This is a genomic window from Streptomyces sp. NPDC025721 (genome assembly GCF_055558595.1).
This window is the reverse complement of sequence record NZ_JBVHMF010000002.1, coordinates 97,392-111,239: the sequence shown is the minus strand read 5'-3', so window position 1 is coordinate 111,239 and position 13,848 is coordinate 97,392. Positions and strand designations below refer to the sequence as shown.

Below are 13,848 nucleotides of genomic sequence, written 5' to 3'. Positions count from 1 at the left end.
TCGGGTCCCGGTCCCGTCCCGCTCGGACGCCGGTCCCGGCGCGCTCACCTCGCCTGGAGGACCAGCAGCGCCAGGTCGTCGGCGGGCGGCGCGTCGTCGTACTCGTGGACCGCGCGCCTGATGCGTTCCGCGACGGCGACGGCGTTGAGCCCCACGCAGCCGCCGAGCGCCGCCGCCAGGCCGTCGTCGTCGTCGAACTGCCGGTGCCCGCGGCGGCGTTCGGTGACGCCGTCGGTGACGCACAGCAGTGTCTCGCCGGGGGTGAGGTCGAAGGACTCGCAGTCGTACCGTGTGTCGTCGCCGATGCCGAGCAGCATCTGCGGGCTCGCGGCCTCGCGTACCCGCCCGTCCGGGGTGAGGACCAGCGGCAGCGGGTGGCCGGCCGAGGCGAGCGTGCAGCGGGCGCCGCGCCCTGTGGCGTACGGCACGATCTCGCCGTAGAGCAGCGACAGGAAGCGGGCCTGGCCGCCCTCCCAGTCGCCGGTCTCGCCGATCAGGGCGGTGGCGGCCTCGTCGGCGAGCGCCTTGTTGAGGCGGTCGAGGACGTCGGGGACGCCGTAGCCCTCGCGGGCCAGCAGCCGCAGGACCGGGCGGGCGATACCGGTCAGCGAGGCGGCCTCGGGGCCGTTGCCGCAGACGTCGCCGAGGGCGAAGCACCAGCGGCCGTCGCCCGCGGGGAACAGGTCGTAGAAGTCGCCGCCGACCCAGTCGCCGGCCGTGGGCTCGTACACCACGGCGTGGTCGACGCCGGGGATGCGGCCCGCGGCGGGCGGCAGCAGGCCGCGTTGCAGGACGGTGCTGATCATCGCCTGGCGGGCGTACTGCCGCGCGGTGTCCACGGCGAGCGCGACCCGGCGCCCGAAGTCCTCGACCAGGCCGACGACCTCGCCCGGCAGACCGAGCAGGCCGGTGCGGCCGAGCAGTAGCGTGCCGTGCCAGCGCCCGGCGGCGACCAGCGGTACGGCCAGCGCGCCGCCGTGCTCCCACATGTCGTCGGTGGCCGGCCAGGGCCACGGCATGGCGCCGCCGAGGCGGGTGCCGGAGCGCAGGCCCGGCGGGGGCGGGGTTTTCTCCAGTACGGCGCGCAGGCCGTCGATACGGTGCTCCGCGCCGTGCCAGACGCTGGACAGCCGTGGCCGGCCGCCGGTCCCGTAGAGCCAGACCGCGCACCAGTCCGCGAGCCGCGGCACGAGGAGCTGGGTCGCCAGCACGGCCACGTTGTCCTCGTCGAGCTGGCCCGCGAGCAGGTCGGACGCCTCGGCGAGGAAGGACAGGGAGCCGCGGTTGATCCAGTCGGAGTCCGCTTTCCGGGCGGAGCCGGAGCGCGCGGGCGCCAGGATCTCGGCGGCCCGCAGGCCGCGCCGTAGCGGCTCCTCGCTCTCGTCTTCGCTCTCTTCACTTCCTGCGGCCGGGGGCGGGCCGGTGAGGTCGAGGCGGCACCAGACGGTTTTACGGTCGCGGCGGTAGCTGATGCCCCAGGCGTCGGACAGGGCGGCGACGAGTTGCAGGCCGCGACCGCCTTCCCTGTGGTCGCCGGGGTCCGGCCGGTCGTCGCCGCGCAGCACCCGTGCCGGGTACTGGTCGGACACCTCGATCACCAGACCGGGCTCCCGCGCCCCGCTGTCCCCGAACGCCTCCGCCGCCGCCTGCGCTCTCGTCTCCAGTCGGCACAGGACGTCGACGGTGGTGCCCGCGTGGATCACCGCGTTGGTCACCAGCTCGCTGACCAGCAGGATCGCGTCGTCCACGACCTGTTCGGTGAACGCGGCGGCCTCCGGCAGGCCCTGGCTCGTCCAGTCGGCGAGCGCGGCCCGCAGGAAGCGCCGGGCGGCGCCCGCCGCGAGCTGATTGCCGGGCAGCGTGGTGCCGGAAGCGGTGCCGGTGCTGATACCGGCGCCGGTACGGGTGCTGGCGGTACGGGTGCCGGTGCCCTCGCGGGGGCGTGGCGGGTCGAGCCTCACAGGCGGCTCCCGAGGATGCGGCGACAACGCACACACCGTGACACACCGAACCCGTCCGAACGCGCCGCGTGACCCCCGGGGTCCCCCGAATCGGTCCCCGCCCGGCCAACTCCGGGCGCGGCGCGCCCGCGAGGGGTACCCTGCGCGCCGCTCGCGGGGGCTTACGCCTCGCGCGCTCCGGCGTACATCTCCTCGATCAGCGGGGCGAATTCGCGCTCGACGACCGGGCGCTTGAGCTTCAGGCTCGGGGTGAGGTCGCCGTGCTCGATGTCGAGGTCGCGCGGCAGGACGCGGAATTCGCGGATCTGCTGCCAGCGCTGGAGGTTGTCGTTGACGCGCTGGACGTAGCCGGCGATGAGTTCGCGGACCTCGTCGGTGCCGACGACATCGGCGTACGAGCGGCCTTCGAGGCCGTGCTCCGCGGCCCAGACGAGGATGGTGGGCTCGTCGAGGGCGAGCAGCGCCGTACAGAAATTCCGGCCGCCGCCGACGACCAGGACGTTGCTGACGAAGGGGCACACCGCCTTGAACTGTCCCTCGACCTCGGCGGGCGCGATGTACTTGCCGCCCGAGGTCTTGATCAGGTCCTTCTTGCGGTCGGTGATCTTCAGGAAGCCGTCGGGCGACAGTTCGCCGATGTCGCCGGTGTGGAACCAGCCGTCGGACTCCAGCACCTCGGCGGTCTTCTCGGGCAGCCCGTGGTAGCCCTGCATGATGCCGGGGCCGCGCAGCAGGATCTCGCCGTCCTCGGCGATCCGGACCTCCAGGCCGGGCAGCGCCTTGCCGACGGTGCCGGTGCGGTAGGACTCGCCGGGGTTGACGAAGCTGGCGGCGCTGGACTCGGTGAGGCCGTAGCCCTCCAGGATGTGGATTCCGGCGCCGGAGAAGAAGTAGCCGATCTCGGGGGCGAGCGCGGCCGAGCCGGACACGCAGGCGCGCAGCTTCCCGCCGAACGCCTCGCGGATCTTGGCGTAGACGAGCTTGTCGGCGATCGCGTGCTTGGTGCGCAGGCCGACCGGCACGGTCGGGACACCGGTCAGCCGCATGCTGTTCTGCGCGGCCTTGGCGTACTCGCGGGCGACCTCGGCCGCCCACAGGAAGATCTTGTACTTGGCGCCGCCGCCCGCCCTGGCCTTGGCGGCGACCCCGTTGTAGACCTTCTCGAAGATCCTCGGCACGGCGGCCATGTAGGTCGGCTGGACGACCGGCAGATTCTCGATGATCTTGTCGACGCGGCCGTCGACGGCGGTGACGTGGCCGACGGTGATGTGCCCGGCGGTCAGCACCTTGCCGAAGACGTGCGCGAGGGGCAGCCACAGGTACTGCACGTCGTTCTCGTCGAGCAGCCCGATCGCCTCGATGGCGCGCGCCATGTACGCCCAGCAGTCCTGCGGCAGCCGGACGCCCTTGGGGCGGCCCGTGGTGCCGGAGGTGTAGATGAGGGTGGCGAGCTGGTCCTTGGTGATGGCGGCGACGGCGTCGGTGACGGCGGCCGGGTGCTGCTCCAGGTAGGCGGCGCCGCGCTTGATCAGCTCGTCGAGCGACAGCACCCAGCCGTCGCCGTCCGTGTCGGCCGCCCCGGCCGCGTCCATGACCACGACATGCGTCAGCTCGGGCAGCTCGGCGCGGCGCTCGCGGGCCTTGGCGAGCTGCGCCGCGTTCTCCGCGATCAGGACGCGGCTGCCGGAGTCGGCGAGGATGAACGCGGTCTCGTCGGCGTTGGTGCTCGGGTAGACGGTGGTGGTGGCCGCGCCCGCGCACAGGATGCCCAGGTCGGCGAGGATCCAGTCGACCGAGGTGTTGGACGAGATCGCCACCCGCTCCTCGGGCCGGATGCCGAGGTCCATCAGGCCGGCGGCGATGGCGTAGACCCGCTCGGCGGCGGCGCCCCAGGTGAGCGCCTGCCAGGTGTCGGGGCCCTGGCCGCTCTCGGACGGGACGGGGAAGCGGTACGCCTCCGCGTCGGGGGTCGCCGTCACGCGCTCCAGAAAGAGCGTCGCCACGGAGGGCGGCCGATTCTCGATCAACGTCTGTGTGTCGGTCACGACAACCTCCGGGCCCGCGCCTGTGTTCTTAACTCACCAGTAACCTACGTCGGATCAGGGTAGAGGGCCGACGCCCGGCGCGTAAGAGGGGAAGGCCCGCCGGTTGCCCCGGATGCCCCGTTCGCCTCATCCCCTGCCGCTTCGGCCCCGGACCCCGCCCCTCACCTGCTTCTTCTACTTCTTCGCCTTCGACTCGCCCTCGGAGTCGGTCGACAGGACGGCGATGAACGCCTCCTGCGGCACCTCCACGTTGCCGACCATCTTCATCCGCTTCTTGCCTTCCTTCTGCTTCTCCAGCAGCTTGCGCTTACGCGAGATGTCACCGCCGTAGCACTTGGCCAGCACGTCCTTGCGGATGGCGCGGACGGTCTCGCGGGCGATCACGCGGGCGCCGATGGCGGCCTGGATCGGCACCTCGAAGTTCTGCCGCGGGATCAGCTCGCGCAGCTTGGCCACCAGCCGGACGCCGTACGCGTACGCCTTGTCCTTGTGGGTGATCGCGGAGAAGGCGTCCACCTTGTCGCCGTGCAGCAGGATGTCGACCTTGACCAGGTCGGCGCTCTGCTCGCCGGTGGGCTCGTAGTCGAGCGAGGCGTAGCCGCGGGTCTTGGACTTCAGGTTGTCGAAGAAGTCGAAGACGATCTCGGCCAGCGGCAGGGTGTAGCGGATCTCGACCCGGTCCTCGGAGAGGTAGTCCATGCCGAGCAGCGAGCCGCGCCGGTTCTGGCACAGCTCCATGATCGCGCCGATGAACTCGGTGGGCGCCAGCACCGTCGCCCTGACCACCGGCTCGTAGACCTCGGCGATCTTGCCCTCGGGGAACTCGCTGGGGTTGGTGACCGTGTACTCGGTGCGGTCCTCCATGACGACGCGGTAGACCACGTTGGGCGCGGTCGCGATCAGGTCGAGGCCGAATTCGCGCTCCAGGCGCTCGCGGATCACGTCGAGGTGCAGCAGGCCGAGGAAGCCGACGCGGAAGCCGAAGCCGAGGGCGGCGGACGTCTCCGGCTCGTAGACCAGCGCCGCGTCGTTGAGCTGGAGCTTGTCCAGCGCCTCGCGCAGCTCGGGGTAGTCGGAGCCGTCCAGCGGGTAGAGGCCGGAGAACACCATGGGCTTGGGGTCCTTGTAGCCGCCCAGCGCCTCGGTCGCGCCGCGGTTCAAGGTGGTGATGGTGTCACCGACCTTGGACTGCCGTACGTCCTTCACACCCGTGATCAGATAGCCGACCTCGCCGACGCCGAGGCCGTCGTGCGGCTTCATCTCGGGCGACGAGACGCCGATCTCCAGCAGCTCGTGGGTGGCGCCGGTGGACATCATCTTGATCCGCTCACGCTTGGTGAGCTGGCCGTCGATGACACGGACGTAGGTGACCACGCCCCGGTAGGAGTCGTAGACCGAGTCGAAGATCATCGCGCGGGCGGGCGCGTCGGCGACGCCGACCGGCGGCGGCACGTCCTGGACCACCCGGTCGAGCAGCGCGTCCACGCCGACGCCGGTCTTCGCCGAGACCTTGAGCACATCGGAGGGGTCGCAGCCGATGAGGTTGGCCAGCTCCTCGGAGAACTTCTCCGGCTGGGCGGCCGGCAGGTCGATCTTGTTCAGCACGGGAACGATCGTCAGGTCGTTCTCCATCGCCAGGTAGAGGTTGGCGAGGGTCTGCGCCTCGATGCCCTGCGCCGCGTCGACCAGCAGGACCGTCCCCTCGCAGGCGGCCAGCGACCGCGAGACCTCGTAGGTGAAGTCGACGTGGCCCGGGGTGTCGATCATGTTCAGGATGTGCGTGCTGCCGGTGCCGTCGCCCGTGGTCGGCGCCCAGGGCAGCCGGACGGCCTGCGACTTGATCGTGATGCCCCGCTCGCGCTCGATGTCCATCCGGTCGAGGTACTGGGCGCGCATCTGGCGTGCGTCGACGACGCCGGTGAGCTGGAGCATCCGGTCGGCGAGGGTGGACTTGCCGTGGTCGATGTGCGCGATGATGCAGAAGTTGCGGATCAACGCCGGGTCGGTACGGCTCGGCTCCGGCACATGGGAAGGGGTCGCGGGCACGCAGGGTCCATTTTCTCGGGTCGGGCGGGCTGGTTGCTCGGGGCGAGCGGGGCTGGCGTAAGGGCTATCGTCCCATGGTTGCGGCACCGGCACCGGTTTGGGCCGTCCTGTGAACGGCTGGTAGCCTGGAGCACTGTGCCTCGTGCCCTCTAACCCGAGGCATCTGCTCGTTTCAGTACCAAGCGGCAAACCCCGAGCAGCACACCCCAAGCAGCAACCCAAGTATCAATCGAACCTGAGAAGGCTCTTTCGTGGCGAACATCAAGTCCCAGATCAAGCGGAACAAGACCAACGAGAAGGCGCGCCTGCGCAACAAGGCCGTCAAGTCCGAGCTGAAGACCGCGATCCGTCGCACCCGCGAGGCCGTGGCCGCCGGTGACGCCGAGAAGGCCACCGAGGCCGCTCGTCTCGCCGCCAAGAAGCTCGACAAGGCCGTCAGCAAGGGCGTCATCCACAAGAACCAGGCCGCCAACAAGAAGTCGGCGCTGGCTCAGTCGGTCTCCGCTCTCTGATCTCCGCTCTTTCGATTCATCGCGGGCAACCGGACCCAGCGGCCCCTCTACCGCCCGGACCCGCACTTCGCACCACCGCGGTCGCGCACGATCTGCGTTCGCCACGCGGGCGCGACCGCACCCAGTGAGAGCACTGACGTGAACCGCCCGTCCGGGAGTCCCGGACGGGCGGTTCTGTTGTACGAGGGCCGCTGTCGGAGGGGTGCTGCCGCTGCACGGGGGGCGCTGTCCGAGGGCCGCGCGGTCCGGTCTCCGGTCAGGAGCGGGCGCGGGACGCCTGGGCGATGGTGACGACGGCCTTCTCCAGGGCGTAGGCGGGATCGGCGCTGCCGCCCTTGACGGCGGCGTCGGCCTCGGCGACGGCCCGCAGGGCGGTCGAGACGCCGTCCGCGGACCAGCCGCGGATCTGCTGCCTGACCCGGTCGATCTTCCACGGCGGCATGCCGAGGTCCCTGGCGAGCTGGCCGGGGTTGGCGCCGCGCGGCGCGGAGGCGAGCTTGCCGATGGCGCGGACGCCGGAGGCCAGCGCGAAGGTGATGCCGGGCAGCGGCTGGCCGACGGACAGCGCCCAGCGCAGCCGCTCCAGCGCCTCCGCGGTACGGCCGGTGACGGCGAGGTCGGCGACCTCGAAGCCGGTGGCCTCGGCGCGGCCGGTGTAGTAGCGGGCGACCACGGCCGCGTCGATGGTGCCTTCGATGTCGGCGACGAGCTGCGCGCAGGCGCTCGCCAGCTCCCGCAGGTCGCTGCCGATCGAGTCGACCAGGGCCTGGGTGGCCTCGGGCGTCGCGGAGCGGCCCAGCGTACGGAACTCGCCGCGCACGAACGCCAGCCGGTCCGCGGGCTTCGTCATCTTCGGGCAGGCCACCTCGCGCGCCCCGGCCTTGCGCGCCGCGTCCAGCAGCGCCTTGCCCTTGGCGCCGCCCGCGTGCAGCAGGACCAGCGTGATCTCCTCGACGGGCGCGGCCAGATACGCCTTGACGTCCTTGACCGTGTCCGCCGACAGGTCTTGCGCGTTGCGCACCACCACGACCTTGCGCTCGGCGAACAGCGACGGGCTGGTCAGCTCCGCCAGCGTGCCCGGCTGGAGCGCCTCGGGGGCCAGATCCCGCACATCGGTGTCCGCGTCGGCCGCGCGGGCCGCCATGACCACCTCGCGCACGGCGCGGTCGAGCAGCAGATCCTCCTGGCCCACGGCGAGCGTGAGCGGAGCGAGCGGGTCGTCTGAAGCAGTCTTCCTGGCCATCGCCGCCCAGCATCCCACGGGGGTCGGACATCGCCGCACCGCGTCGGGGAGACTGGTGCGGTGAGCGACGTACGACATGTGCTGGTGCTGCCCGACCGCGACGCCGCGGAGGAGGTCGCCGAGCTGCTGACCGCGCGCTTCGCCCTGCGCGAGGAGCCGCACCTGGTCCGGGACGCCCTCGCGGGCGAGGACGACGCCGAGGACGCCCAGTGGCTGGTGGTCGTCGAGGACAGCGACGCCCGTCTCGACACGTCGGCGCTGGACGCGCTGGCCGCGCAGTTCGAGGGCTGGCTGGAGTAGTGGGGCGGGGTACGCGGGGCGGCCTGCGCGGGGCGGCGTGCGCGGGCCTACGTCGCTGCCGCCGCCTTCCGATCCGCCGCCGCTTCCGTCTCCGCTTGCGCTTCCGCCGCCGGGTCGGGCTCCTCGTCGGGGAGTTCGCGTATGCGCGGTATCGGCGAGGGCAGCAGCCACAGCACGCTGAGCAGGCCGCCGACGGTGGCGATCCACAGCGTCGGGCGCAGTCCGATCGCGCTGCCGAGGGTGCCGCCGACGAGCGCGCCGAGCGGGCGGACACCGTAGTTGACGGTGCGGAAGGCGCCGCTGACCCGTGAGCGCAGGGCGTCGGGTATGACGGCGCTCTGCAAGGAGCCGCTGGCGATGTCGAGCAGCATCAGGCCGAAGCCGGAGGCGAATTCGGCGGCGAAGAAGGCGGCGAGCAGCATCGGTGTCGGCCCGGTCGCCAACGGGATCAGGATCAGCGGCGCGGGGAACCCTATGAATCCCAGGACCAGGGTCGGCCCGACCCCGATCGACCTGGCGATCCGTCCGGTGAGCACCGCGCCGATCACGCTGCCGACCGCGCCGGCCCCGATGGCCATGCCCAACAGCCCCGCGTTCAGGCCGAGCTGTTCGACGGCGTAGAGGATCACCAGGGTGTGGAAGACGAAGTTGAAGAAGTTCACCGTCGCAGCCGCCGCCGCGAGCGGGCGCAGCACGCGGGAGCGGACGATGAAGCGCAGCCCCGCCGTGAAGTGCCCTTTGCGCGGCGGCGCGGCCGGTGGTTCCACCGGGTCTATCCGCGCGAGCAGCACGGCCGAGACCAGATACGAGCAGGCGTCGGCGAGCAGCGCGAGCGGTGCGGCGAGCACCTGCACGAGCAGGCCGCCGACGCTGGGGCCCGCCACGAACGAGAAGGCCCGGCTGCCGCTGGTCAGCGAATTGCCCCGCACGTACTCCTCGGGGCGCACCAGCGACACGAACAGCGTGGCGTTGCAGACGTCGAAGACGACGGCGAGCGTGCCGACGGCGAAGGCGACCGCGTAGAGCTGCGCCAGGGTGAGCACCCCGAGGGCGTAACCCACCGGGAGCGAGACCATCAGGGCCGCCCTCAGCAGGTCGACGGCGATCATGGTCTGCCTGCGGCGACCGCGTCGGTCGGCCCAGGCCCCGGCCGGGAGCGAGAACAGCAGCGCGGGCAGCAGGCCCGCCATCGACAGCCAGCCCATCTGGGCCGCGTCGGCGTGCAGCACGAGGACGGCGGCGAGCGGAATGGCCAGGAAGGTGATCTGGTCGCCGAGCAGCGAGACGGTCTGGCCCGTCCAGTACCGCCGGAAGGGGCGCTGCCTGAGCAGTTCCGGCACCACGGCGCTCACCTCTCCTCGGAGTCGGGTTCCGGAGGGCGGCCGTCCTCGGGGTGCTCGGGGTCGACGTAGCCGATCTGGAGGTAGGGCACCCGCCGGACGCCCTCGGGGCGGCGGGCCGGGTCGTTGATCCGGTCGGCGTACCGGGCCAGGAGCGCGTCGATCTCCTCGCCGAGCGCGGTCAGTTCGTCGGGCGTCACATACAGGGACGTGTCCGTGAAGCGCTCGGCCTCCTGCCACTTCCGGGGCAGTGCGCCGCGCGTCTCGATGGCCCGCGTCATCCGGTGGAAGTAGTTCTCGGCGACGGCCACCGTCAGCGCCTCGGCCGCCGACGCGACCGCCGTGTCCTCGGAGTAGCCGGGCCAACTCGTGAACTCGGCCGTCGCCCGCCACGGCTTCTCCCGCCCGGGTCCTGGCGGTGCCTCCTCCACCAGGCCGTATTTGGCGAGTATCCGCAGGTGGTACGAGCAACTGGCGACGGATTCGCCGGTCAGCTCCGCGGCCCGCGTCGCCGTGAACGGCCCCTCACGGCGGAGCAGCCCGACGAGCGACATCCGCGTGGGGTGCGCGTAGGCGCGCAGGGCGCGCGGGTCGGTGAGCTGGACCTTGGACTCCATCGGCTTGTCCTCCATGTATCTAAAGCTATCTTTAGAAAGCTTCCCTTACAAGCACTCCTTTACAAAGAATCCTTTACATCCCTGCCCCCTTCCCGGCCACGCTCGTCCGCAGCTCCCCCCGCCCGTCCTCGGCCACCGCGATCGACCCGTCGGTGTCCGTCCGCAGCACCACCGCCCCCAGCGCCCGCAGCGCCGCGACCGTCCGGGCCGCCGGGTGACCGTAGGGGTTGTCCGCGCCGACCGAGATCACCGCGAGCCGCGGCCGCACCCGGTCGAACAGCTCCTCGTCCTGATACGCCGAACCGTGGTGCGCCACCTTCAGGACATCGACCCGCGGCAGATCCGGCGCCTGCGCCAACAGCCGCTCCTGCGCGGCCGGTTCCAGGTCGCCCATCAGCAGCAGCGTCAGACCTCCGGTGCGGACCAGCAGCGCCACACTGGCGTCGTTCGGCCCGTTGTCGGGCAGCGCCGCCGCACTGGGCGGCGGCCACAGCACCCGCCACTCCAGCGGGCCGAGACCGCGCCGCTCCCCCGCCGCCGCGAGCACCATCGGCACCCCGGCCGCCGCCGCTTCCCGCCGTACGGCCCCGGCCTGCCGCGGCGGCTCGCCCAGCACCGTCGTCTCGATCGCACCCACCCTGCGGCCCCGCAGCACCCCCGGCAGACCGTCCACGTGGTCGGCGTGGAAGTGCGTCAGGATCAGCAGCGGCACGGAGGTGACGCGCAGGTCCCGCAGGCAGCGGTCGACCTTGTCCGGCTCCGGCCCCGCGTCCACCACGACCGCCGCGCCCGGACCCGCCGACAGCGCCAGGGCGTCGCCCTGCCCGACGTCGCACATCGCGAACCGCCACCCGCCCGGCGGCCAGCCCGCCACGAACCTCGGCAGCTCCACCGGCCGCACCAGCGCGAGCAGCAGCAGGAACGCGCACACCACGCACAGCCACGGCCTGCGCCGCAGCACCCCGCCGCCGACCACGACGGCCGCCGTCAGCACCGCCAGCAGCGCCGCGCCCGCCCAGCCGCCCGGCCAGGCGACCTCGGCGCCCGGCAGCGCCGCGCCGTGCCGGGCCACCGCCGCGATCCAGCCGGTCGGCCAGCCCGCGAGCCACGCCAGCGCGCGGGCGGCGGGCAACGCGACCGGGGCGAGCGCCAGTGCCCCGAACCCGAGGACCGTGGCCGGACCCACCGCCGGTTCCGCCAGCAGATTGCACGGCACCGCGACCAGGCTGAGGCGAGCCGACAGCAGCACGATCACCGGGCCGCACACCGCCTGCGCGGCCCCCGCCGCCGCCAGCGCCTCCGCCAGCCTCGGCGGCACCCCCCTGGCCCGTAACGCCTCGCTCCAGCGGGGCGCCAGCGTCAACAGCGCGCCCGTGGCGAGCACCGACAGCGCGAAGCCGTAGGAGCGGGCCAGCTCCGGCTCGTACAGCACCAGCAGCAGCACCGCCGCGGCCAGCGCCGGGAGCAGGGACCGGCGGCGGCCGGTGCCGATGGCCAGCAGCGTGATCAGCCCGCAGGCGGCGGCCCGCAACACGCTCGGGTCCGGGCGGCAGACCAGCACGAATCCGAGCGTCAGGCCCGTGCCGAGCAGCGCCGTCAGCCGGAGCGGCAGCCCCAAGGAGGCGGCCAGGCCGCGTCGTTCGGCCCTGATCGCCACACCCGGCGGTCCGATCAGCAGGATCAGGACGATCGTGAGGTTGCCTCCGGAGACGGCCGTGAGGTGGGTGAGGTCGGTGGCCCGGAAGACGGCCTTCAGGTCGGGTGTGAGGCCCGTGGTGTCGCCCACGACCAGCCCCGGCAGCAGCGCTCGGGCGTCCGCGGGCAGTGGGCGGCTCGCCTCCCGCAGGCCCGCGCGGAGTCGGCCCGCGACGCGCTGCGGCAGGCTCGGCGGTGCCAGGACGCGCGGCGGTCCCTGCGCCTTGAGCAGGGCGGCGGCCCTGTCCCCCGGCCGGTCCGCCGGGGCCAGCCGGGCCGTGACCGCGATCGTCGTGGACGGCAGCAGCTTCAGCCACCGCCCGACGTCCCCCTCGGCCAGCACCACCACCGGCGTCCGGACGCGCGTGCCGCCGACCCGTAACGCCTCTCCCCCGACGACGGCCGTCCGTGGCGCCTGGGCGGCTCCCCGGACCCGTGGGCGGGCCTCCGTCGGGTCGCCTGTCACCCGCAGCTCGACCTCCGCCACCGCCCCGCGCTCGGCCATCCCCGCCACCGGCCCCCGATACCGGTCCGCCTCCCCGAGCACGGCCGCGCCCGCCCCCACCGCCCCGCACAGCACCACCGCCGCCAGCGCCGCCCCCAACTCCCGCCGCCCGCCGCCCCTCACGCCTGCCGCCATCAACAGCGCCGCGCCCGCGAGGAGCGCCGCCAGCACCACCCCGATCCCGACGCGCGTCCCCAGTCCCGGCCCGACCGCCGCCCCGCCCCACGCCGCGACCGCGGGGCACACCAACCGCCAATCCGGCGGTCCCTCCTGCCGTGGGTTCGCGGCCCCGAGCCGCGAAGCCGCCGCCGCGTGCACAGCGGCCCGCTCGCTCGCCGCGGGCCCAGCGCCCTCCGGGTCGTCGCTGCCGGGCACGGGGCGGGTCATGGGTGGACCAGGGGCTTGAGGGTGGTGAATTTGCGGTCACCGATGCCGGGGACTTGGCGCAGTTGGTCGACGGAGGTGAAGGAGCCGTGCTGGGTGCGGAAGTCGAGGATGTGCTGGGCGAGGACGGGGCCGACGCCGGGCAGGGCGTCGAGTTGGGCGGCGGTGGCGGAGTTGAGGCTGACCGGGGAGGCGGGGGCGGCGGCTGCGGGGTCGCCGGGATCGGCCGGGGCACCGGGGGCCGGGGCGATGCCGACCAGGATCTGTTCGCCGTCGGTGAGGGGGCGGGCGAGGTTGAGGGTGCTGGTGTCCGTGCCGGGGAGGGCGCCGCCGGCGGCGGAGAGGGCGTCGGCGACGCGCGAGCCGGAAGGAAGCCGCCGTAGCCCCGGCTTGGCGACCTTGCCCGCGATGTCCACGGTGAGTTTCGGCGCGGGGGTGGTCGTGGCCGCCGACGCCATGGCCGAGGCGCCCACGGCCGTTAGCGGCCTCCCCGACGACGACAGCGGCGGCGGCACCGCGATCGTCCGGGGGCGGCCCGCCACGAAGTGCTGCACCGCGAGGCCACCCGCGATGACCAGTACGGCCACCAACGCCAGCACCGTCTTGAACTCCAGCCCGCAGCGGACGAAGAGCCAGGTGCGCAGGCGTCGTACCGGACCGGTCGGTTCCTCGGCCACCGCGGGCCGCTCGGACAGAGGCAGCGGCAGCGGCAGCGGCTCAGGCGAGGGCTTGGCCGAGAGCGCAGGCGTGGACTCAGGCGAGGGCTCAGGCGTGGACTCAGGCGACGACCCCGACCGTTCCGGTGGTTCCGACCGCGCCCCCGGCGGCCCTTCCCGCGCGCCGCGCTCCACCGCCGTACCGAACAGCGCGGCGGCGCGTTCGCGCACCTCGGCCGGGTCGGGGCCGGACTTTCGTTGCGGACGGATGGCGGTGCGGATCGGTTCCAGAGAGTTCATGGGTCCGATGCTGGACCCGATCACCGCCGAAAGACGATCTTGGTCTGAATCTGTGGACAACTCGGCGATTGTGGATAACTCCGTCACCCGTGAGGGTGATTCAGGCCCCCGGCCGACGGCCCCGCCGACCGCTCACACCGCGCGCATCGCGCAGGCCGCGCACACCGCTCACACCGCTCACACCGCTCACACCGCTCACACCGCGCAGGTCGCCCACGCCGCCGAAGCCCCATGCCCCCAACGG

General features: G+C 72.9%; 10 protein-coding genes. 2 read left to right on the top strand and 8 right to left on the bottom strand.

Annotated elements, in window-relative coordinates:
• Positions 1 to 44 precede the first annotated feature (44 nt).
• The 3 genes from ACZ4EF_RS04450 to lepA all read right to left on the bottom strand — a co-directional run bounded on the left by ACZ4EF_RS04450 (position 45) and on the right by lepA (position 6,052).
• Positions 45 to 1,961 carry a SpoIIE family protein phosphatase gene (locus ACZ4EF_RS04450; RefSeq protein WP_467502736.1) on the bottom strand — a complete coding sequence of 639 codons (1,917 nt, stop codon included), beginning with the start codon at positions 1,959 to 1,961 and terminating at the stop codon, positions 45 to 47.
• Positions 1,962 to 2,122: 161 nt separating this feature from the next.
• Complete coding sequence (locus tag ACZ4EF_RS04445; RefSeq protein WP_402712314.1) at positions 2,123 to 4,006, bottom strand: AMP-dependent synthetase/ligase; 1,884 nt, start codon at positions 4,004 to 4,006, stop codon at positions 2,123 to 2,125.
• 174 nt (positions 4,007 to 4,180) lie between these two features.
• Entirely contained in the window at positions 4,181 to 6,052 is a 1,872-nt protein-coding gene (lepA, locus tag ACZ4EF_RS04440; RefSeq protein WP_391116797.1) for a translation elongation factor 4, read from the bottom strand.
• A gap of 251 nt (positions 6,053 to 6,303) precedes the next feature.
• On the opposite strand from lepA, the gene rpsT reads away from it, so the two are divergent.
• Positions 6,304 to 6,564, top strand: coding sequence for a 30S ribosomal protein S20 (gene rpsT / locus ACZ4EF_RS04435; protein WP_188280821.1), 261 nt, complete (start codon positions 6,304 to 6,306; stop codon positions 6,562 to 6,564).
• 256 nt (positions 6,565 to 6,820) lie between these two features.
• On the opposite strand, the gene holA is transcribed toward rpsT, so the two are convergent.
• The gene (gene holA, locus ACZ4EF_RS04430) at positions 6,821 to 7,807 is read right to left on the bottom strand and encodes a DNA polymerase III subunit delta (protein WP_355348876.1); all 987 of its coding nucleotides are present in this window, start codon (positions 7,805 to 7,807) and stop codon (positions 6,821 to 6,823) included.
• 60 nt (positions 7,808 to 7,867) lie between these two features.
• On the opposite strand from holA, the gene ACZ4EF_RS04425 reads away from it, so the two are divergent.
• Positions 7,868 to 8,107 carry a hypothetical protein gene (locus ACZ4EF_RS04425; RefSeq protein ID WP_391047534.1) on the top strand — a complete coding sequence of 80 codons (240 nt, stop codon included), beginning with the start codon at positions 7,868 to 7,870 and terminating at the stop codon, positions 8,105 to 8,107.
• Between the two features lie 47 nt (positions 8,108 to 8,154).
• On the opposite strand, the gene ACZ4EF_RS04420 is transcribed toward ACZ4EF_RS04425, so the two are convergent.
• The 4 genes from ACZ4EF_RS04420 to ACZ4EF_RS04405 are packed head-to-tail and all read right to left on the bottom strand — an operon-like array spanning position 8,155 to position 13,604.
• On the bottom strand, positions 8,155 to 9,459 hold the full coding sequence (locus ACZ4EF_RS04420) for an MFS transporter (RefSeq protein ID WP_401715481.1): 1,305 nt from the start codon (positions 9,457 to 9,459) through the stop codon (positions 8,155 to 8,157).
• Positions 9,456 to 10,079, bottom strand: coding sequence for a winged helix-turn-helix domain-containing protein (locus ACZ4EF_RS04415; protein ID WP_467502732.1), 624 nt, complete (start codon positions 10,077 to 10,079; stop codon positions 9,456 to 9,458). The genes ACZ4EF_RS04420 and ACZ4EF_RS04415 overlap by 4 nt, the downstream gene beginning before the upstream one ends.
• Positions 10,080 to 10,137: 58 nt before the next feature.
• Positions 10,138 to 12,651: a ComEC/Rec2 family competence protein gene (locus ACZ4EF_RS04410; protein WP_467502730.1), complete on the bottom strand. Its 2,514-nt coding sequence runs from the start codon at positions 12,649 to 12,651 to the stop codon at positions 10,138 to 10,140.
• Complete coding sequence (locus ACZ4EF_RS04405; protein ID WP_467502728.1) at positions 12,648 to 13,604, bottom strand: ComEA family DNA-binding protein; 957 nt, start codon at positions 13,602 to 13,604, stop codon at positions 12,648 to 12,650. Before ACZ4EF_RS04405 ends, ACZ4EF_RS04410 begins: the two co-directional genes overlap by 4 nt.
• Between the last annotated feature and the right edge of the window lie 244 nt (positions 13,605 to 13,848).